At 74.1% G+C, this 19227-nt stretch carries 20 protein-coding genes; 8 read left to right on the top strand and 12 right to left on the bottom strand.

Translation table 11 applies throughout. From position 1 onward, the window contains the following. Positions 1-84: 84 nt before the first annotated feature. The 4 genes from PKE99_RS25525 to PKE99_RS25510 are packed head-to-tail and all read left to right on the top strand — an operon-like array spanning position 85 to position 3563. Positions 85-1002 carry an ACP S-malonyltransferase gene (locus PKE99_RS25525; RefSeq protein WP_037052397.1) on the top strand — a complete coding sequence of 306 codons (918 nt, stop codon included), beginning with the start codon at positions 85-87 and terminating at the stop codon, positions 1000-1002. Beyond that, the gene (locus PKE99_RS25520; protein WP_037052398.1) at positions 999-1988 is read left to right on the top strand and encodes a beta-ketoacyl-ACP synthase III; all 990 of its coding nucleotides are present in this window, start codon (positions 999-1001) and stop codon (positions 1986-1988) included. The genes PKE99_RS25525 and PKE99_RS25520 overlap by 4 nt, the downstream gene beginning before the upstream one ends. A 46-nt stretch (positions 1989-2034) precedes the next feature. Continuing rightward, a complete protein-coding gene (locus PKE99_RS25515; RefSeq protein WP_037052399.1) occupies positions 2035-2277 on the top strand; it encodes an acyl carrier protein in 243 nt (80 codons plus the stop codon). A gap of 47 nt (positions 2278-2324) precedes the next feature. After that, on the top strand, positions 2325-3563 hold the full coding sequence (locus PKE99_RS25510) for a beta-ketoacyl-[acyl-carrier-protein] synthase family protein (protein WP_037052400.1): 1239 nt from the start codon (positions 2325-2327) through the stop codon (positions 3561-3563). 22 nt (positions 3564-3585) lie between these two features. Here the strand turns inward: PKE99_RS25510 and PKE99_RS25505 are convergent, their stop codons facing one another. The 6 genes from PKE99_RS25505 to PKE99_RS25480 form a co-directional block, all read right to left on the bottom strand. Beyond that, complete coding sequence (locus tag PKE99_RS25505; protein ID WP_037052401.1) at positions 3586-4047, bottom strand: VOC family protein; 462 nt, start codon at positions 4045-4047, stop codon at positions 3586-3588. 209 nt (positions 4048-4256) lie between these two features. Further along, positions 4257-4802, bottom strand: a complete 546-nt coding sequence (locus PKE99_RS25500; RefSeq protein WP_051738155.1) for a nuclear transport factor 2-like protein — start codon at positions 4800-4802, stop codon at positions 4257-4259. A 46-nt stretch (positions 4803-4848) separates the two neighbouring features. After that, on the bottom strand, positions 4849-5337 hold the full coding sequence (locus PKE99_RS25495) for a DUF3145 domain-containing protein (protein ID WP_037052402.1): 489 nt from the start codon (positions 5335-5337) through the stop codon (positions 4849-4851). A gap of 220 nt (positions 5338-5557) precedes the next feature. Next, on the bottom strand, positions 5558-6460 hold the full coding sequence (locus tag PKE99_RS25490; protein WP_037052412.1) for a right-handed parallel beta-helix repeat-containing protein: 903 nt from the start codon (positions 6458-6460) through the stop codon (positions 5558-5560). Between the two features lie 68 nt (positions 6461-6528). Then, entirely contained in the window at positions 6529-7599 is a 1071-nt protein-coding gene (locus tag PKE99_RS25485) for an MBL fold metallo-hydrolase (protein WP_037052416.1), read from the bottom strand. Between the two features lie 33 nt (positions 7600-7632). Continuing rightward, on the bottom strand, positions 7633-8322 hold the full coding sequence (locus PKE99_RS25480) for a transglutaminase-like domain-containing protein (RefSeq protein ID WP_051738156.1): 690 nt from the start codon (positions 8320-8322) through the stop codon (positions 7633-7635). Positions 8323-8550: 228 nt separating this feature from the next. On the opposite strand from PKE99_RS25480, the gene PKE99_RS25475 reads away from it, so the two are divergent. Continuing rightward, positions 8551-8763, top strand: a complete 213-nt coding sequence (locus PKE99_RS25475; protein ID WP_051738157.1) for a helix-turn-helix domain-containing protein — start codon at positions 8551-8553, stop codon at positions 8761-8763. Between the two features lie 7 nt (positions 8764-8770). Here the strand turns inward: PKE99_RS25475 and PKE99_RS25470 are convergent, their stop codons facing one another. After that, positions 8771-9748 carry a pirin family protein gene (locus PKE99_RS25470; RefSeq protein ID WP_037052424.1) on the bottom strand — a complete coding sequence of 326 codons (978 nt, stop codon included), beginning with the start codon at positions 9746-9748 and terminating at the stop codon, positions 8771-8773. A 76-nt stretch (positions 9749-9824) separates the two neighbouring features. Here PKE99_RS25470 and PKE99_RS25465 point away from each other — a divergent pair, with 76 nt between their 5' ends. Both PKE99_RS25465 and PKE99_RS25460 read left to right on the top strand, forming a co-directional pair. Further along, positions 9825-10628: a transglutaminase-like domain-containing protein gene (locus PKE99_RS25465; protein ID WP_037052427.1), complete on the top strand. Its 804-nt coding sequence runs from the start codon at positions 9825-9827 to the stop codon at positions 10626-10628. 692 nt (positions 10629-11320) lie between these two features. After that, positions 11321-11887 (top strand): hypothetical protein, encoded by a 567-nt coding sequence (locus tag PKE99_RS25460; RefSeq protein ID WP_051738158.1) that lies wholly within the window; start codon positions 11321-11323, stop codon positions 11885-11887. Positions 11888-11936: 49 nt separating this feature from the next. Here PKE99_RS25460 and PKE99_RS25455 read toward each other — a convergent pair whose 3' ends face one another. Beyond that, on the bottom strand, positions 11937-12395 hold the full coding sequence (locus PKE99_RS25455; protein WP_037052542.1) for an NUDIX hydrolase: 459 nt from the start codon (positions 12393-12395) through the stop codon (positions 11937-11939). A 204-nt stretch (positions 12396-12599) separates the two neighbouring features. Between PKE99_RS25455 and PKE99_RS25450 the strand changes: the two genes are divergently transcribed. Further along, the gene (locus PKE99_RS25450; protein WP_037052428.1) at positions 12600-13604 is read left to right on the top strand and encodes an alpha/beta fold hydrolase; all 1005 of its coding nucleotides are present in this window, start codon (positions 12600-12602) and stop codon (positions 13602-13604) included. A gap of 207 nt (positions 13605-13811) precedes the next feature. Here PKE99_RS25450 and PKE99_RS25445 read toward each other — a convergent pair whose 3' ends face one another. The 4 genes from PKE99_RS25445 to PKE99_RS25430 form a co-directional block, all read right to left on the bottom strand. Further along, on the bottom strand, positions 13812-16715 hold the full coding sequence (locus PKE99_RS25445; RefSeq protein WP_037052430.1) for a vitamin B12-dependent ribonucleotide reductase: 2904 nt from the start codon (positions 16713-16715) through the stop codon (positions 13812-13814). Between the two features lie 133 nt (positions 16716-16848). Continuing rightward, positions 16849-17352 (bottom strand): transcriptional regulator NrdR, encoded by a 504-nt coding sequence (gene nrdR / locus PKE99_RS25440; RefSeq protein ID WP_037052543.1) that lies wholly within the window; start codon positions 17350-17352, stop codon positions 16849-16851. 541 nt (positions 17353-17893) lie between these two features. Beyond that, positions 17894-18505: a hypothetical protein gene (locus PKE99_RS25435; protein WP_156068042.1), complete on the bottom strand. Its 612-nt coding sequence runs from the start codon at positions 18503-18505 to the stop codon at positions 17894-17896. Between the two features lie 148 nt (positions 18506-18653). Further along, positions 18654-19227: hypothetical protein (locus tag PKE99_RS25430; RefSeq protein ID WP_271214923.1), on the bottom strand; the 574-nt coding region annotated here is incomplete at its 5' end.

The following is a 19227-nucleotide window of genomic DNA, read 5'->3' as shown; positions in this document are numbered from 1 at the left end:
TGGAGGAAACCCACAAATCGGGGAGGGCAACGTGGTGGGTGCCGGTGTTCCGTTCCCCGGCCCCGCAGTGTTGGCTGTACCGCTGTGATCGCCTTGCTCGCGCCCGGTCAGGGGTCGCAGTCCCCCGGCATGCTCGCGCCCTGGCTCGAGGACCCCGCCGCCGCGGAGACGGTGGCGGCCTGGTCGGAGGCCACCGGACTCGACCTCGCCCGTCTCGGCACCACGGCCGACGCCGACGAGATCAAGGACACCGCGGTGACCCAGCCGCTGGTCGTCGTCAACGCGCTGCTGGCCGCGGCGCGGCTGGCCGACGCCCTCCCCGCCTCCGCGCCCACCGCGGGGCACTCGGTCGGCGAGCTCGCGGCCGCCGCCGTGGCCGGTGTGCTCACCCCCGACGAGGCCGTGCGGCTGGCCGCGATCCGCGGCCGCGCGATGGCCGACGCCTGCGCGCTGGAGCCGACGGGCATGGCCGCCGTCCTCGGCGGCGAGGAGTCCGTGGTGCTGGCCCGGCTCGAGGCCCTCGGCCTCGACCCCGCCAACCGCAACGGCGCCGGCCAGATCGTGGCGGCCGGCGCGCAGGCCGCGATCGAGGAGCTGGAGAAGGAGCCGCCGGAGGGTGCCCGCCGCGCCGCGGTGCTGCCCGTCGCCGGCGCCTTCCACACCCGCTTCATGACCCCGGCCGAGGACGCCGTCCGCGCCGCCGCGGCCGAGCTCAACCCCGCCGACCCGACGCGCCCGCTGCTCACCAACTCGGACGGCTCGGTCGTCAAGGGCGGCGCCGCGGCGCTCGACCTGCTCGTGGCGCAGGTGACCCGCCCGGTCCGCTGGGACTCCTGCATGGCGACGCTCGGCGAACTGGGCGTGACGGCGGTGTTGGAACTGCCTCCGGCGGGCACCCTGGTGGGGTTGGCCCGCCGCGACCTCAAGGGCGTCAAGACGTTGGCGCTGAAGACCCCCGACGACCTGGAGAAGGCCGTCGCGCTCATCGAGGAGCACGCATGACGACGTTCCGGCTCCCGCCGTCCGTCCCGGGTGCGCGCATCCTCGGCCTCGGCAGCTCCCAGCCCGAGCACGTCGTCACCAACGACGACCTCGCGCAGCGGGTGGAGACCAACGACCAGTGGATCCGGGACCGGGTCGGCATCGTCGAGCGCCGGGTCGCCCAGGACGACGTGTCGCTGGTCGACATGGCCGTGGAGGCCGGCTCCCGGGCGCTGAAGGACTCCGGCCTGGCGACCGCCGACATCGACACGGTCATCGTGGCCACCTGCACCATGACGGCACCGATCCCGAACGCGGCGGCACAGACCGCGGACCGGATCGGGATCAGCGCACCCGCGGCCTTCGACCTCAACGCCGCCTGCGCCGGCTTCTGCTACGGCCTGGGCGCCGCCGCCGACCTGGTCCGTTCCGGCTCGGCCCGCAACGTGCTGGTCATCGGCGCGGAGAAGCTCTCCGACTGGGTCGACTGGGACGACCGCTCGACCTGCATCATCTTCGCCGACGCGGCCGGCGCGGCCGTGGTCACCGGCGCGCGGAGCGAGGACGAGATCGGCGTCGGGCCGGTGTCGTGGGGCTCGGCCGGGGACATGGCGAACGTGATCCGGATCCTCGAGGAGAGCACCAACAAGCTGCACCAGGAGGGCCAGACGGTCTTCCGGTGGGCCACCACCCGGATCGCCCCGGTGGCACTCGACGCGATCGCCAAGGCCGGGCTCACGCCCGCCGACGTCGACGTGCTGGTGCCCCACCAGGCGAACCTGCGGATCGTCGAGGCCGTGGCCAAGAAGCTCCGCAAGGAGGGCGCGCGCGAGGACATGCGCGTGGCCGACGACATCGTCCACTCCGGCAACACCTCGTCCGCGTCCATCCCCATGGCGCTCGACCACATGCGCGCCGCGGGGAGGATCCGTTCCGGCGAGATCGCCCTCCTCGTAGGCTTCGGCGCGGGGTTGTCGTACGCCGGCCAGGTCGTCCGCGTCCCCTGACCGAGATCCACCCGAGTTCCACCCCCACCGATAAAGGAGCACGCCCGTGGCTGACACCGCCGAGATCCTGTCCGGCCTCGCCGAGATCGTCGAGGAGGTCGCCGGCATCGACACCGCCGAGGTGACCGCCGAGAAGTCCTTCGTCGACGACCTCGACATCGACTCGCTGTCCATGGTCGAGATCGCCGTGCAGGCCGAGGACAAGTTCGGCGTGAAGATCCCGGACGACCAGCTCGCCGAGCTCAAGACCGTCGGCGACGCCGTCTCGTACATCGAGAAGAACCAGTAAGTCCGGCGGTCGCCCCGCCGCCCGCCCGCTCGCCAGAAAGGCCTTCCATGACCGACGTCGTCGTCACCGGCTACGGCGCGACGACCCCGCTCGGCGGGGACGCCGCCTCCACCTGGGACGCCCTGCTCGCCGGCAAGTCCGGCGTGGGGCACACCACCGGTGAGTGGGTGGACAAGCACGACCTGCCCGTGAAGATCTCCGCGCAGCTCGCCGTGGACCCCACCGAGGTCCTGCCCCGCGTGCAGGCCCGCCGGATGGACCGCGCCGAGCAGGTCGCGGTGGTCGCGGCGCGGGAGGCGTGGGCGCACGCGGGGCTGGCCGTCGAGAAGGGCGAGGACCCGAAGGTCGACCCGACCCGGCTGGCGGTGATCGTCGGCACCGGCATCGGTGGCGTGACCACCCTGCTGGACCAGGACGACCTGCTGGAGTCCGACGGCCTGCGCAAGGTCTCGCCGCTGGTCGTGCCGATGCTGATGCCCAACGGGCCCGCGGCGCTGATCTCGCTGGAGATCGGCGCGAAGGGTGGCGTCCACTCGCCCGCGTCCGCCTGCGCGACCGGCGCCGAGGCGATGGCGTGGGCGTGGCGACTGCTCAAGGCGGGCGAGGTCGATGTCGTGGTGGCGGGAGGCGCGGAGGCCTGCATCGCGCCGATCACCGTCGCCGGGTTCGTCCAGGCCCGCACCCTCTCGCAGCGCAACGACGCGCCGCAGGAGGCGTCCCGGCCCTTCGACACCGGGCGTGACGGGTTCGTGCTCGGCGAGGGTGCGGGCGTGCTGGTCCTCGAGCGGCGTGAGTTCGCCGAGGCCCGGGGCGCCACGGTCCACGGCACCCTGGCCGGCATCGGCCTGACCTCGGACGCCTACCACATCACGGGGCCGGACCCCGAGGGCGGCGGGCAGGGCCGGGCGATGCTCAACGCGGTCCGCACCGCGGGTCTGGAGCCCTCGGACGTCGGGCACGTGAACTGCCACGCGACGTCCACCGTGGTCGGCGACGTGGGCGAGGCGAACGCGATCAAGAAGGCGCTCGGCGACCACCCGGTGCTCACCGCGCCGAAGGCGTCCATGGGGCACCTGGTCGGCGGCGCCGGCGCGGTCGAGGGCCTGATCGCCCTGCTCTCGGTGCGGGACGGGATCATCCCGGCCACCCTGAACCTGGAGGACAAGGACCCGAAGGTGGACCTCGACGTCGTGGCGGGCGAGCCGCGGAAGATGGAGCTCACCGCGGCGGTCAACAACTCCTTCGGGTTCGGCGGGCACAACGCCAGCCTCCTGTTCACGAAGTAGGCGACGGAGTCATCCGGCTGCCTCAGTCGAGGCAGAACTCGTTCCCCTCGGGGTCGGCCATCACGAGGAAGCCCGCGCTCATCGGGGGCGCGGGCTCGGAACGGTGCAGCCGCGTGGCCCCGAGGGTGAGGAGCCGCGCACACTCGGCCTCCAGCGCGGCCATGCGCTCCTCCCCCTGCAGCCCGGGAGCCGCCCGGACGTCCAGGTGGACGCGGTTCTTGGCGACCTTGTCCTCCGGGACCTGCTGGAAGAACACCCGCGGGCCCTGCCCCTCCGGGTCCTCGATGGCCGACCTGGAGTTGCGCTGGTCCTCCGGGACGCCGATCCGCGCCAGGAAGTCGTCCCAGGCGGCCAGCGGGTCGGCGCCCTCGGGCAGGTCGACCCCGGGCGGCCCGGGATGGACGTAGCCGAGGACCTCGCGCCAGAAGGACGAGAGCGCCCGCGGGTCGTGGGCGTCGACGGTGACCTGGATGTGGCGGCTCATGGGCACACCCTGGCACCCGGCACCGACAGAATCGGACGACCGGCGCCCCAGGGGACGTCTGGTGGATCATCCGCCGCGGTCTCGGCGCCCGGACGGCCCCTGGCTGCGTTGTCGCCGGGCCCGAATACGCCCGGTATGAGGGCCCGGCTCCGCCTTGCCAGAAGCCGCCCGGATCACCGAGCCCACCGACGGTGATCCACCAGACGCCCCTAGCAGGGCCGGGAGAGCGTGCTGCCCGGTGCCCCGGCGCCGATCGCGAGGGCGGCCCCGGTCATCGGGAGGGCGCTGCGCCAGCAGATCCGTCCGACCCTGAGGTCCGCGGGCGCGTCGGCGACGTCCTGCGTGCTCGTGAAGCGCACCAGCGCCAGCACGCCGTCCGGGATGTCCTCGATCCGGTCCACGCGGATCGTGCCGTCCTGCGTGCTGCGGATGCCCGCCAGCCAGGTCTCGGCCGGCTGCGTCGCGGCCCGCTCGGGGGTGACGGTGGCCGCCCAGGCCGCGTGGTCGTGGGCGTTGACCGCGTCGAAGTAGGCCTGCAGCCGCTCGCGCACGGCGAGGTGCTGCGGGTGGGACAGGGTGTCGAGGCTGAGCTCGACGGTCGCGGGACCGGCCCCCGTGGCCGGGACCGCAGCCGGCGCGTCCGTGGGCGCCCCCGCCTCGAACGCCCGCCCGCCGACCAGCCAGGCCGCGGCCGCCGCCGCGGCCAGCACCAGGGCGAGCGCCCCGGCCGTTCCCACCGCCACCGCGTTCCGCACGGGGACAGTGTGCCCCGCGTGCTGCTCCGGACGGAGCAGACGCGCGTCAGCCGACCTGGTGCAACCAGGTGACGGGCGCGCCGTCGCCCGCGAAACGGCAAGCCTCGAGCTCGGCGTCCCAGGCCTCGCCGAGGGCGTCGGAGATCCGCGCGGCGAGCATCGACGCCGGCCCGTCCGCGATGATCGTGCGGAGCTGGTCCTCGCCCAGGAGCACGTCGCCGTTGGCGCTCATCCGGCCCGTCCACAACCCCAGCCCCGGGACGTGGCAGAACCGCTGGCCGTCGACGCCCGTGCTGGGCTCCTCGGTAACCTCGAAGCGCAGCATCGGCCACGCCCGGAGGGCACCGGCGAGCGCGCCGCCGCTCCCCACGGGTCCCGTCCAGCTGAACTCCGCGCGCAGCTGACCCGGTACGGCCGGCTGCGCGCTCCACTGGAGCGTCACCCGTGTACCGAGGACGCCCGACACCGCCCACTCGACGTGCGGGCAGACCGCAGTCGGCGACGAGTGGACGTGGACCACGCCGCGTGTGCTCACTGCAGACCTCCGCTTCTGACAGACGTGGATCGTCTTCCCCTACGTCCACGGTCGTCGGCGTCGGCCGGCGTTCCGGGTCCTTCGGCCCGGACGGGATCGAACTGTGCGTGATCACTCTGCCCGATCCCGCCCGTGCGTGCCAGCACTGGGCGGTGGGTACGGCGTGTCGCACGCCGCCGGGAGTGTCGATCGACTATGGGCACCCGGGGCCTCCCCGCGATCATCGCCGCACCTCTCCCCCGTCGACGAAGACGTTGTCCCGCAGCTCCGCGGCACCCCGGACCCGCAGCGGGGCGGCGCCGGCGTCGCGGTGGAAGCGGTTGCCCGTGATGCGCAGGAAGGCGAGCGGCGCCGCCGCCACGTCCCGCCGCAGCGTGTACCGGCCACCGCCCAGCTCGTTGTCGCGGACGACCACCGGCCCGCGCCGCTCGGCGTGGTGCTCGCGGTCGCCGGCGCTCTCGTGCCGGGCCGTCTCGGCCGGGTCCACCAGCACGGCGCTGCCGAGGCCGGGCCCGGTGCCGAGCCGGACCCGGTTGGCCTCGACCAGCACGTCACCCTCGGGGGCGGCGAGGGTGATGGCGTCGACGGGGCGGTCGGGCCGCGGGGCGAAGTCGTGCAGCCAGCTGTTGCGCAGGGTGGCGCCGGGGCCGAGCCGGGCCCCGTCGGCGCGGACCGCGGTCATCTCGATGCGCTCGGCCACCCAGTCCGGGCCGTCGACGGCGGCGTCGGTGAACTCGCCGGTCAGGGTGGTGTCCTCGATCCGGACCGAGCCGCCGTCGAGCGTCCGGACGCCGGCCGCGACCGTGCCGTCGCCGGTGATGCGGCTGCGCCGGACGACCACGCCGGGGGCGGCGACCACCAGGCCGCCGGTGAGGTCCAGCCCGTCGAGCACGGCTCCGGGCGTGCGGATCTGCAGGGCGGCGCGGACGGGGCAGAGCCGCAGCCCGGCCGGGGTGCCGACGCTGTCCGGCGGCGGGGGCGCGTAGGGCCCCGTCTCCGCGCACACGGGGACGGGCGCGGCCGGCGGCACGGCGACCTCGCCCCCGCTGCCCGCACCGACGGCGAGGCTGGTGGCGAGCGCAGTCGCCACGAGCCCACCGAGCACGCCCCGGGTCGAGAGCATGCACGGAGAGTACGGGGTGAGTTATGCCAGATGGCCCAATGGATTCGGCGTGTCCTGCGCCGTTCGGCTCAGGCCAGCGCGTAGTGCAGCACGCCCTCCTGCTCCGTCCGCGTGAGGGCGCCGCGCTCGACGAGCACCTCGAGGTGGTGCTGCGTCTCCAGGATCGCGAGCATCGCGTTCCACCGGTCGAGGTCGGCGAGCGCGTGGTTCCGCCGCGTCCACGGGAGCGCCTGGGCGACCAGGTGCGGCGTGTGCCGTCCCTCGCGCACGGCCGCGAGCGAGGCGTCGAGCCGGGCGCCGTGATGCGCCAGCAGCTCGTCGACCCGCTCGTGCACCCTACGCCCGACCGGCCCGTGCGCCGGCAGCAGCGCCGCGTCCGGCCGCTCGCGGATCAGCTGCAGGGACGTGAGGAAGGCCGACAGCGGGCTGGGCGTCGGCACCGGTTCCAGGCCGATCGACGGGGTGATCCGGGGCAGGACGTGGTCGCCCGCGAAGAGCAGGTCGTTGACCTCGTCGGCGAAGACGACGTGTCCGCGCGTGTGCCCGGGCGTCTCGATCACCTCGAGGGTGCGGGACTCCCCGACGACGACCTTCGCCCGGTCCTCGAGGTATCCGTCCGGCAGGAGCCAGCCGTTCATGTCCCGGACGTGGTCGCGGCCGGCGCGCTCGATCGCGGCCGCGAGCTCCGGCGCCCCGGCCCGGCGCAGCCGCGGCACGGAGTTCTGCGACTCCGCGTGGTCGGGATCGATCACCCGCTCCAGGTTGACCCGCTCACCCACCCCGATCAGGACCTCGGCCCCGAACTCGCGGCGAATGGTGATCGCCTGGGTGTAGTGGTCGCGGTGCGAGTGCGTGACGAGGAACCGCCGCACCTCACGCAGGTCGGAGCCGAGCGCCCGCATGGCCCGGTCGAGCAGCGCGCGGGACTCCTCGAGGGCCCAGCCGGCGTCGACGAGCGTCCAGCCGGGGTCGCCGCCGCGCTCGTCGGCGACGGCGTAGACGTTGACCGCACGCAGGCCGTCGTTCGGCAGCGGGAGGGGGATCCGGTAGACGCCCTCCGCCACGCGGAACACGCCGGCGGCGGTCCAGTCGGCGCCGGAGAGGCTCGGGTCGTCGTCGGTGACGGTCGGAGCTACCACCCGCCGGATACTAGTCGAACGATCGTTCATTTCTCATCGGACGAAGGTGTCGGGTTCCGCACCTTGCGTCCCGCCGGTCATCCGCCCCCGCCCGTAGAACTGGTCGAACGTGGTGAGGATGAGGTCGAGCGGCAGGTCGGTGAAGACGCCGCGGTGGTGCACGTACTCCATGTAGCGGCTGCCGTCGCCGGAGAACTCGTGCATGAGGGCGTCCGAGCGGCCGTCGAACGGGATGGGCGAGACGCCGAAGCGGGCGCACAGTTCGGCGTTGAACGCCGGGGTGGCCTTCACCCAGCGGCCCTCGACGTGCAGGTCGGTGTAACCGTGGAAGACGAAGACGTCCGAGCCCATCCGCTCCCGCAGCCGCGGCGTGGTGAGGTGGTTGCGGACGTCGGCGAACCCCAGCCGGGCCGGGATCCCGCGGGCCCGGGCCGCGGCCGTCAGCAGGACCGCCTTCGGCACGCACCAGTTGTTCGGGGCCGTGGCCACCGCACTGGCCCGGTAGTCGGCGGGATCGGTGGAGAGGTGGTGCGGGTCGTACCAGATCTCGTCGCGCACGGCCTCGAACAGCCGCGACGCCACCTCGACAGGATCGGTCGCCGCGCCGGCGGCGCGTGCGGCGAAGGCGCGGACCTCGGGCGAGTCGGAGTCGACGAAGCCCGCGGGCGCGAGGTGTTCGGGGAGGGCGGGATCCGGGAGGGTGGCATCAGCACTGGCGCTCACCCGTCGCAGCGTAGGGGCTCGCCGCGCGTGACGACGCACCGTGAGCACACTGCGTCGATCACCGGTGACGATCCGTTGCAGAACGCACCGTTTCCACTCGTTCGGGACACCCGGAACCACCCGGACGGTGACGCTGGGTCGTCTAGGGTTCCCGCACAGGAACACCACAGGTGAGCGCGCCGGGCCCGGACGAGGGTCGGGCGCCGACAGGGCGGAGGGGCGCACGGCATGGCTACAGGGGATCGGGACCACCCGGACGTGATCGGCGCTCCGTTCCTCACCGTGGCCGAGGTGGCGGAGCGGATGCGCGTGTCCAAGATGACCGTCTACCGCCTCGTGCACAGCGGCGAGCTGCCCGCGGTGCGCTTCGGCCGGTCCTTCCGCGTGCAGAAGGGCGCGGTGGAGGAGCTGATCGCCGCGGCGCGGTACGAAGCGGGCTGAGCCGGGCTCAGCGCTCGCGGCCCCGCGGCTTCAACGGGGTCGGAGGCAGCTCGGGCGCGGCGAGGGGCAGGCCCTCGTACCCGGGGACGGCGCCGAAGCGGTGGTCGGCGCCCCCGGCGATCTCCCCCTGCCACCCGGCCCGGGCCTCGGCGACCTCCTCGCCGCTGCGCCCCACGAAGTTCCACCACATCACCAGCTGTTCGGCGAACGGTTCGCCCCCGAGCAGCAGGAACCGGCTCTCCGGCTCGGCCCGCAGCGGGACCTCCCGACGTCCGGTGCCCAGGTACAGCAGGGTGCCGGGGGCCACGACGCGGCCGTCGACCTCCGGGGCGCCGGACACCGTGAGCACCGCGTGCTCGAAGTCCGGCTCCAGCGGCAGCATGGTGGCCGCACCGGCCGCGAGCCGGACGTCGGCCCCCAGGATCGGGCTGTGCACCCGGCCCGGCGAACGCGCCCCGCCGAGCTCCCCGAGCAGGACGGTCGCGCGCAGGCCCCCCGTGGTGACCTGCGGCAGGTCGGCGTGGTGCTCGAAGCGCGGCGCGACCGTGCGCTCCTCCCCCGGCAGCGCGACCCAGAGCTGGGCGCCGTGCAGCAGCGGTGAGTGCGGGTCCGGGGACTGCTCGGAGTGCGCGATGCCGCGGCCCGCGGTCATCAGTCCGAGCTCGCCGGGCCGGATCACCACGTCGCTGCCCAGCGAGTCCCGGTGGTGCACCTCGCCCGCGAGCAGCCAGCTCACCGTCTGCAGCCCGATGTGCGGGTGCGGCGCCACCTGCATGCCCGGCTCGGCCGCGATCTCGTCCGGTCCGTAATGGTCGACGAAACACCAGGCCCCGACCATCCGCCGGCCCAGGCTCGGCAGCAGCCGGCGGACCTCGGTGCTCTCCCCCAGCTGCACCCGCCGCGGCTCCAGCAGCTCGCTCACCGGCCCGCCGGTCGCCCGCGACTCGCACACCGTGACCCGCGGATCGGTTGTCACGTCGGACATTCGACCACCCCCGAACGTGACGATACGGGCACGCACCGACATGCCCGCGTCACACCGGCCTGACAGACTCTCCGCGATGCGACGCGACGTGACCGCCCGGCTGCAGCTGACCGTCTCCGAACCCGCGCTGATGGCGCTGCAGATCGCCGTCGCCGGCGGCGCGACCTCCGAGCGGCTCACCCTCACGCTCGACGACGCCGTCCTCGATCCGCCGCGGGAGCTCGACGCCGGGCACGGCGGGCGTACGCACGTGCTCGACTGCGCACCCGGCGAACTGGTCGTGGAGTACGTGGCGCAGGTCGAGGGGAGGCAGGAGGTTCCGGCGCCGCCGCTGTCCGCGGAGATGGACCGGCTGCTCGCCATGCGACCCAGCCGGTACTGCCCGTCGGACCGGCTGCTGGCCACCGCGAGCCGGGAGTTCGGCTCGGTCGAGGGGGCCGAGGCGCGGATCGCCGCAGTGACGGGGTGGGTGCGGGACCGGCTCGCCTACGTCGGCGGGTCGAGCAAGCCGACGGACGACGCCGTCGACACCCTCCTCCTCGGCGAGGGTGTCTGCCGGGACTACGCCCACCTCGTCGTCACGCTGCTGCGCGCGCTCGACGTGCCCGCGCGGCTCGTCGCCGTCTACGCGCCGGGGCTGTTCCCGATGGACTTCCACGCCGTCGTCGAGGCGTGGACCGGGTCGCGGTGGGTGGTGGTCGACGCCACCGGCCTCGCCCCCCGGGAGTCGATGCTGCGGATCCACACCGGGCGCGACGCCGCCGACACCGCCTTCCTCACCACCCACCACGGCGTCGTCGAGCTGACGTCGATACAGGTCATGGCGGTGGTCGACGAGCTGCCGAAGGAGGATCCGGGCGCGGTGGTGGAGCTGGGGTGAGGGGTGCGGCTCGGGGTTCCGAGGTCGTGCGCTGACGGGAGCCGGGCACGGGGTGGTTGCTGGGCGGGGTGATCGCTGGTGTGGTGCGTTGATGGTTGTCCTGGCCGCCGTAGGCGCACGGGATCGGTGATCTTGGGCGGTGCGGGGCCCGTGTAGTGGTCGCGTCGTCGGCTGCGGGCCGGCCCGCCCTGGCTGTGGGCCCCGCATGATCGTGGGTGCGGTGCAGCGATGGTTGTCCCGACCGCCGCAGCCGCACCGGATCGGTGATCATGGCGGGCGCGGGCTGTGCCTCGAGGGCCTGGAGGTCGCCTGCCCGCGGCCCTCCCGGCGCGGTACACGCTGATCGACACGCCCGGGACGTCGTCGAACTCCCGGGCGGTCTCCGCACGCACGCTCGCCTACCTCGATCCGGACGACGGCGTGTGTGAGGCCGACGCCGTCGTCTACCTGCTGCGGTCGCTGCACGACAGCGACCTCGCGCTCCTGCGCCGGGTGCGGGCCCAGGTCGGGCGGGGCGGGCCACTCGGGGTCGTCGGCGTCCTGTCGCGGGCCGACGAGGGCGGCCCGACGCCCGCTCAGCTGTGGGACGATCCCCGGCTCGACGGCCTGCCGCGCGGATTCGTCCCCGTCGCCGGCCTGCTCGCCTGCGCGGCCGGACCCTGCGGTACGACGAGTTCGCGGCGCTGGCGGGATTGGCCCGCCGCCCCGTCGCGGAGCTCGACGCGATGCTGGTCTCCCCCGGCCGGTTCCTCGCCGCCACCGGGCACGAGGCGCTGCTCGACGCCTGGGGCACGAACGGCATCGCCGAGGCGGTCGCGCTCGTGCGCGGCGGGGCCGGCACCGCGCCGGCCCTCGCGGCGGCCCTGATCCCGCGGTCGGGGCTCGACGAGCTCACGCGGGTCCTGGAGACCCGGATCGGCGACCGGGCGGCGGCGCTGCGGATGCGCGGGGCCCTGCGGGAGCTGCGCGGACGGCCGGCCGCGATCCCGCACTCGTCGCCCGGATCGACCGCGCGCTGGCGGACGACCACGCCCTCGTCGAGCTCCGCACGCTCGGCGCCCTGCCCACGCTCACGACGCTCCCCCCGCCCGACCCGGGCCGCGCTGGACCGCGTTCTCGGCGGCACGGGCACCCGGCCGACGGCGCGGCTCGGCCTCCCTGCGGGAACCCCCGCAGGCAAGATGCACGCCGCCGCCCTGCGCGCCGCCGTCCACTGGCGACGCCGGCTCGACGACCCGGTGCTCGATCCCGCGGCGTGACGAGCCCTTCGCGCGGCGGTCCGCAGCTGCGCGGGCGTGGCGGCGGGCGTCAGAATCCGTGCGTCGTGATCGCCGCCGGTCCGTCGCCGCGCAGCGCCTCGAACACCGCCCGCTCGTGCGGGACGACGGGATCGGGCAGGGCGTCGAGCGGGAACCAGGCGAGATCCGCGGCCTTGGCGCTCTCGACCAGCCGCGGCGTGCCCGCCCAGCGGTGGCAGGTGAAGAAGAAGTCGACGCGCTCGTCGATCGGGTCACCCGTGGCCTCGGTGCGGTGCATCGCGGTCACCGGACGCAGGTCGGCGGGCGCGATCTCGACACCCAGCTCCTCCCGGGCCTCCCGCACGGCCGCCTCCAGCACGGACTCGCCCTTCTCGACGTGCCCGGCCGCGGCCGTCGCCCAGAAGCCGTCCCGGAAGCCGGTGTTCTGCCGGAGCTGCAGAAGGATCTCGTTCGGCTCACGGCGCAGCACGACGTAGGCGGCGGGCACGAGCTGGTAGCGCGGACTCACGGCCCCCACCGTAGGCCGCCGCACCCATGCCTCGTGATCCACGGTTCGGCAGGGGAACGCCCGGGAATCGGACGTTCCGCTGCCCGGATGCGGATCCTGACGCGCACGAGGCCACCCGATCGGCGCCGCACACCGCGGGGCAACACGGCGGTAATGCCGCGCGCCTAGCGTCACGCCCGACGCGAGCCCGCGGGAGGTGACGCCATGGCCGGAACGGCCCGCCCGCGCATCCGCTCGACCGGCGGCCGCCTCGGGGCGGTGCCGCCGCGCGACGCCGACCTGCGCTTCCGCACCGTCCACGGCTACCGGCGCGCCTTCCGCGTCGCCGGCTCGGGACCGGCCGTCGTGCTGATCCACGGCATCGGCGACAGCTCGACGACGTGGGAAACCGTCATCCCGGCCCTCGCGCGGCACCATCTGGTGATCGCGCCCGACCTGCTCGGCCACGGTCGCTCGGACAAGCCGCGGGCCGACTACTCGGTCGCCGCCTACGCCAACGGCGTCCGCGACCTCCTCGGCGTGCTCGGGGTCCGCCGCGCCACGCTCGTCGGGCACTCGCTGGGCGGCGGCGTCGCGATGCAGTTCGCCTACCAGTTCCCCGACCGCACCGAACGGCTCGTGCTGGTCGGCAGCGGCGGCGCCGGCCCCGAGGTCAACCCGGTGCTGCGGGCGATGACGCTGCCGGGTGCGACGGCCGCCCTGCACGCGTTGCGCCTGCCGACCATGCGGTGGCAGGTGGGCGCGGTCGTGGAGGCCCTGCGGGTGCTCGGCACCGGCCTCGGCCGCGACGCACCGGACATGCTCCGGGTGGTCGACGCCCTGCCCGACGGGACCTCCCGCGCGGCGTTCATCCGGACCCTGCGCGCGGTCGTCGACTGGCGCGGCCAGGTCGTGACGATGCTCGACCGCTGCTACCTCACCCGCGGCATGCCGACGCTGCTGGTCTGGGGTGGACGCGACGCGATCGTGCCGGTCGAGCACGGGCACCGCGCCCACGAGGCGATGCCCGGCAGTCGGCTGGAGATCTTTCCCGACGCCGGGCACTTCCCCTTCCACACCGACCCGCACCGCTTCGTCGGCCTGCTCGAGGAGTTCCTCTCGGGCACCGAGCCCGCCCGCTGGAGCCCGGAACAGTGGCGTCAGCTCCTGCGCGCCACCCCGAACACCGTGGCCTCGGTCGAACCCTCCGCCCAGCGCTCCGCCACCTAGCATGCGGTATGGATCCACAAGGCGCGCAGAACGGCTCAGATACCGCATTATGGTTCCATAACGCGTCCAGATGGGCTCTGAAAGCGCATTATGGTTCCATAACGCGCTCCGGAGACGTGGGAATGCGCGTCATGGGTCCACGGTGCGGCCGGAACGCGGACGGCCCCGCTCCGCGGGTGCGGGAGCGGGGCCGTTCGTCGGATGCCGCTAGCTGCAGCCGCTGGTGGAGCCGCAGCCCTCGCAGAGGTAGCAGGAGCCCGCGGGCCGCATCTTGGTGCCGCAGGTGAGGCAGAGCGGTGCGTCGGCCGCCTTGCCCAGCCGCAGCTCCAGCAGCTCGGTGGAGCTCCCGACCTCGACCGGCGCCGGGTCCACACCGGCCGGCTCGGTCGACGGCGGGGTGGTGTCCACGCTGGAACGGACGGCGTCGAGGTCCACATCGGTGTCGATCGGACCCGAGCCGTAGTCCTGCTCCACCTGCGACGCGCGCTCCGCCGCGGAGAAGATGCCCAGCTGGGCGCGCTTCTCGTAGGGCAGGTAGTCGAGCGCCAGGCGGCGGAACAGGTAGTCCAGCACCGAGGTGGCGATCCGGACGTCCGGGTCGTCCGTCATGCCCGCCGGCTCGAAGCGCAGGTTGGAGAACTTCGAGACGTAGAACTCCAGCGGGATGCCGTACTGCAGGCCGACCGAGATCGACATGGAGAAGGCGTCCATCACGCCGGCCAGGGTCGAGCCCTGCTTGCCGAGCTTGACGAAGATCTCGCCCAGCCCGTCGTCCGGATAGGAGCCGGCGGTCAGGTAGCCCTCGGCCCCGGCGACCGTGAAGGACACGGTCTGGCTCGGGCGCTTCTTCGGCAGGCGCTTGCGCACCGGCCGCTGCTCGACGACGACCTGCGGCTCGGCCTCGGCCTTCTCGGCCTCCGGGGACGACTTGGCCTTCTTGCCCGCGGACAGCGGCTGGCCGACCTTGCAGTTGTCGCGGTAGATCGCGAGCGCCTTGAGGCCGAGGCGCCAGCCCTCGAGGTAGATCTTCTCGACGTCGTCGACCGAGGCGGCCTCGGGCATGTTGACCGTCTTGGAGATCGCGCCGGAGAGGAAGGGCTGGACCGCCGCCATCATCCGGACGTGGCCCATCGGCGCGATGGAGCGCTCGCCCATGGCGCAGTCGAAGACCTCGTAGTGCTCCGGGCGCAGGCCCGGCGCGTCGACGACGTGCCCGTGCTCGGCGACGTACTCGACGATCGCCTCGGCCTGCTCGGCCTGGTAGCCGAGCTGGTCGAGCGCCCGGCGCACGGTCTGGTTGACGATCTGCATGGAGCCGCCGCCGACCAGCTTCTTGAACTTGACCAGCGCCAGGTCCGGCTCGATGCCGGTCGTGTCGCAGTCCATCATCAGGCCGATGGTGCCGGTCGGGGCCAGCACGGAGGCCTGGGCGTTGCGCCAGCCGTTCTTCTCGCCGGAGGCGAGCGCCTCCTTCCACGTGATGGTGGCCAGCTTCTGGATGGCGGTGCTGGCCGGGAAGGTGCGGTAGCCGTCGTTGGCCGCGGCGTGCTTGCGCATGACGCGCTGGTGCGACTCGGCGTTGCGGGCGTAGCCCTCGTACGGGCCGACGACGCCGGCGAGCTCGGCGGAGCGCTTGTAGGCCGCGCCGGTCATCAGCGACGTGATCGAGGCGGCGAGCGATCGGCCGCCCTCGGAGTCGTACGCGTGGCCGGTCGCCATGAGCAGCGCGCCGAGGTTGGCGTAGCCGATGCCCAGCTGGCGGAACTTGCGCGTGGTGTCCGCGATCGGCTCCGTGGGGAAGTCCGCGAAGCAGATCGAGATGTCCATCGCGGTGATGATCAGCTCGACGGCCTTGGCGAAGCGCGGGGCGTCGAACCGGCCGTCCCCGCCCAGGAACTTGAGCAGGTTCAGCGAGGCGAGGTTGCAGCTGGAGTTGTCCAGGTGCATGTACTCCGAGCACGGGTTCGACGCGCTGATCCGGCCCGACTCCGGGCAGGTGTGCCAGTCGTTGATCGTGTCGTCGTACTGCAGGCCCGGGTCGGCGCACTCCCAGGCGGCCTGGGCGATGCCGCGGAACAGCGTGCGGGCGTCCGTGCGCTCGATGATCTCGCCGGTGGTGCGGGAGCGCAGGCCGAAGTCGGTGCCGCCCTCGACCGAGTGCATGAACTCGTCCGTGACGCGGACGGAGTTGTTGGCGTTCTGGTACTGCACCGACGTGATGTCGGAGCCGCCCAGGTCCATGTCGAAGCCCGCGTCGCGCAGGACGCGGATCTTCGCCTCCTCCTTGGCCTTGGTCTGGACGAACTCCTCGATGTCGGGGTGGTCGACGTCGAGCACGACCATCTTCGCGGCGCGGCGGGTGGCGCCGCCCGACTTGATGGTGCCGGCGGAGGCGTCGGCGCCGCGCATGAAGGAGACCGGGCCGGAGGCGGTGCCGCCGGAGGACAGCAGCTCCTTCGACGAGCGGATGCGGGAGAGGTTGAGGCCGGCGCCGGAGCCACCCTTGAAGATCAGGCCCTCCTCGCGGTACCAGTTCAGGATCGACTCCATGGTGTCGTCGACCGCGAGGATGAAGCAGGCGCTGACCTGCTGCGGCGAGGCCGTGCCGACGTTGAACCACACCGGCGAGTTGAAGCTGAACACCTGGTGCAGCAGCATCCAGGTCAGCTCCTGGGCGAAGATCTCCGCGTCCTCGTCCGTGGCGAAGTAGCCGTGCTCCACGCCCGCGCGGTGGTAGGACCCCACGACCCGGTCGATCAGCGTGCGCAGGCTGGCCTCGCGCTGCGGCGAGCCGACGGCGCCGCGGAAGTACTTGCTGGTCACGATGTTGGTGGCGTTCATCGACCAGAAGTCGGGGAACTCGACGCCCCGCTGCTCGAAGTTGATGCTGCCGTCGCGCCAGTTCGTCATGACGACGTCGCGGCGCTCCCAGGTCACCTCGTCGTACGGGTGCACCCCGGGAGTCGTGTGGAGCCGCTCGACGGTCAGACCGCGCCTGACGCCCTTCCCGGCCTTCGCGGCCCGGGCCCGACCCGTTCCCCCCGCAGAGCCCTTGGCACCGGACGTGCTCGCGGCGCTTCCGGCGGACTCCGCCCCGACGGTCTCCGTCATGCTCTCCCTCATTCGCATCCGACCATGTGCTGCACCCTCCGCCGGCTGGGGCGGCGGCGGGTGTCCTGCCTGCGAGATCGGGGTCGGCTCGACTTCCGTAGTCCGGGTCGGCCCCACTGGTCCCTGGAGACCCCTATCCGGCCGGCCCCGCACCCCGTCCGGCCCGGTCCCGCGGGTCGGCTGCTTCCCCGGCAGCCGCCCTGCGCAGATCGGCGATCTCCTTCTCGAAGTCCTCGATGGACGAGAAGGAGCGGTACACGCTCGCGAAGCGCAGGTATGCCACCTCGTCGAGCTCCTTCAGCGGACCGAGGATCGCCAGCCCCACCTCGTGGCTGGGGATCTCCGCGGTCCCGCCCGCCCGGACGGCCTCCTCGACGCGGTGCGCGAGCTTCTGCAGCGCGTCCTCGTCGACCGGCCGGCCCTGGCAGGCCCGGCGTACACCGCTCACGACCTTGTCACGGCTGAACGGTTCGGTGACGCCGCTGCGCTTCAGCACCGCGAGCACCGGCTCCTCGACGGTGGTGAAGCGCTTCCCACAGGCCTGGCAGGAGCGGCGGCGACGCGTCGCCGCGCCCTCGTCGACTTCGCGGGAGTCGATCACCTTGCAGTCCGTGTGACGGCAGAACGGGCACCGCATGCGGACCTCCCCCGACTCGACCGCGCCCGGCGGTCCGGCCTGCACCGAACCCAACCTGTAGGCGAACGACACGGATGTAACCACAACATCTAGGGGTCGCGCCATCTCCGTGCGGCGGGTCGTGCGGACTTCCCCCGATCGGGAAGGAACCTCTCACGACCGCCGCGGGCGACCCGTCCCCGGGTGCCCCGGTGGCCGGGTGGCGACGCCCCGTGACGGCCCGCAGGTCACACCTGGTTCCCGGGCCGCCGCCGACCGGCCGATCGCCCGGCGCGCGGGCGCGGGACCGTTCGCCGCATCGGCGACACGCCGGTGAACTGCGGGGAACGCGACGGCCGTTCCGACCCGGCGTGTCGCACCCTCCGGCGTGTCGGTGGACCCGGCACTCACCGTGCCCGGCGGGAGACCCGCGCCACTCACAGGACCGATCACGTGCCCCACCGGCTCCCTGCGCGCCTCCACAGCGGACACCGCGACGGCAGCGCCCGAAAGGGACGGCTGAGCGCGCCTTCCGCCCCGACCGACCGCGCGGGGCGGCGGCTCATCGCGCGGCGAGGTCGGCGAGCAGTCCGAGCACGACGACGACCGTGGCCGAGGCCAGCGCCACCGCGACGACGGCGAGCGCGCGGTCGACCACACCGGTACGCGCCTCGCCGGCCAGGCGACGGGCGCCACCGGTCCGCTCGTAGCGCGAGAGCCGGGAGAAGCGGGGACGCGGCGCAGGGACGCAGCGCGAGTCGGCCAGGGCGGGCCGGGGACGGGCGACGGGCCGGCAGCCCGGCACGACGGCGGGACCGTCGAGGGGGCGGACCAGCCGTGCCCGGGCTCCGGACGCGTAGGCCCCGACGACCCGCTCGGGCACCCGCTCGGGCGCACCGGGGCGACCCCGGACGGCGTGGGCGCGCCCGACCCCGTCGCGACCCGCGGGGCCCGATCGGCCCTGCGGACGCGCGCGGCTCTGCGGTCGCGCGCCCGGGCGCAGGTCGACCCGCCGCTCGGCAGGGACACCGCCCCGCGTGCCCGGCGCCTCGACCGGGACCCCGGACGGCTCCTCGACCGCCGCAGACGGCCCGTCCGCCCCGACCGGCGACACACCGGCCCGCGACACCCCGATCCGCGACGCCCTCGCGAGCACCGCACTCCTGGGATCCATGACGACCTCCCACCCCCGCGCCGACCCCACCCGAGCCGGATGCCCGGACCACCGGTCGAACGCGTGTGCGATTCCTATCAACCACCACCGACAGAAACCGGTCCCCGGCGTGACCGGGGTCACGACGCCGGGGAGACCGGTCGCCCCGTCAGGCCGGGACGCGCAGCACGAGCCCGGCGGGCAGCGGCGCCGAGTCCACCGGGAGGGCGTTGTCCGCCGCGATCCGCTCGACGACGGCGCCGGTCCCGACCGAAGCGACGGCGGGAACGGTCCGGCGAGCGACGTCCCACACCGACTCCCCCGGCTCGACCGTCACGGCCGCGGTGCCCGAGGGCACGGCCGACCGGGCCTGCGCCTCGCCCGCGGCACCGGCCAGGAGCCCGAGGCCGACGACGACCGCGGCGGAGGCCAGCGCGAGGACGGCGGCCGCCACGGCACGCCGGAGCCGGTACCGGGCCGGGGACACCGCACCGGGCTGCACCCGCACGGTCGGCCGGACCGCCCCCGGCACCGGGCGCACGTCCCCCGGCGCCTGCGCAGCGCCACGCAGCCGACCTGCCGGGTTCGCCACGGTGGAACCGCTCGCGACGACCGGGAAGCCGCGGACCCGAGGACGGGTGTGCGCCGAGGGCGCGGGCCCCCGCGCCCGCCCGGCCCCGGGCACCGCGCGGCGGGCGCGTCGGGAGCTCCGCGCGGGCCGGACGGGGTGCGGCCCGCGGGCC

It is taken from the genome of Pseudonocardia halophobica (assembly GCF_027922425.1).
Taxonomy (GTDB): Bacteria; Actinomycetota; Actinomycetes; order Mycobacteriales; family Pseudonocardiaceae; genus Pseudonocardia; species Pseudonocardia halophobica.
Note: the sequence above shows the minus strand (reverse complement) of the source record. Positions and strands in the feature narration are given on the sequence as shown.

Coding starts and splice junctions, on each gene's coding strand:
- PKE99_RS25520 (WP_037052398.1), top strand. CDS start 999: ATGACGACGTTCCGGCTCCCGCCGTCCGTCCCGGGTGCGCGCATCCTC.
- PKE99_RS25510 (WP_037052400.1), top strand. CDS start 2,325: ATGACCGACGTCGTCGTCACCGGCTACGGCGCGACGACCCCGCTCGGC.
- PKE99_RS25505 (WP_037052401.1), bottom strand. CDS start 4,047: ATGAGCCGCCACATCCAGGTCACCGTCGACGCCCACGACCCGCGGGCG.
- PKE99_RS25490 (WP_037052412.1), bottom strand. CDS start 6,460: ATGCTCTCGACCCGGGGCGTGCTCGGTGGGCTCGTGGCGACTGCGCTC.
- PKE99_RS25475 (WP_051738157.1), top strand. CDS start 8,551: ATGGCTACAGGGGATCGGGACCACCCGGACGTGATCGGCGCTCCGTTC.
- PKE99_RS25470 (WP_037052424.1), bottom strand. CDS start 9,748: ATGTCCGACGTGACAACCGATCCGCGGGTCACGGTGTGCGAGTCGCGG.
- PKE99_RS25465 (WP_037052427.1), top strand. CDS start 9,825: ATGCGACGCGACGTGACCGCCCGGCTGCAGCTGACCGTCTCCGAACCC.
- PKE99_RS25450 (WP_037052428.1), top strand. CDS start 12,600: ATGGCCGGAACGGCCCGCCCGCGCATCCGCTCGACCGGCGGCCGCCTC.
- PKE99_RS25445 (WP_037052430.1), bottom strand. CDS start 16,715: ATGACGGAGACCGTCGGGGCGGAGTCCGCCGGAAGCGCCGCGAGCACG.
- nrdR (WP_037052543.1), bottom strand. CDS start 17,352: ATGCGGTGCCCGTTCTGCCGTCACACGGACTGCAAGGTGATCGACTCC.
- PKE99_RS25435 (WP_156068042.1), bottom strand. CDS start 18,505: ATGGATCCCAGGAGTGCGGTGCTCGCGAGGGCGTCGCGGATCGGGGTG.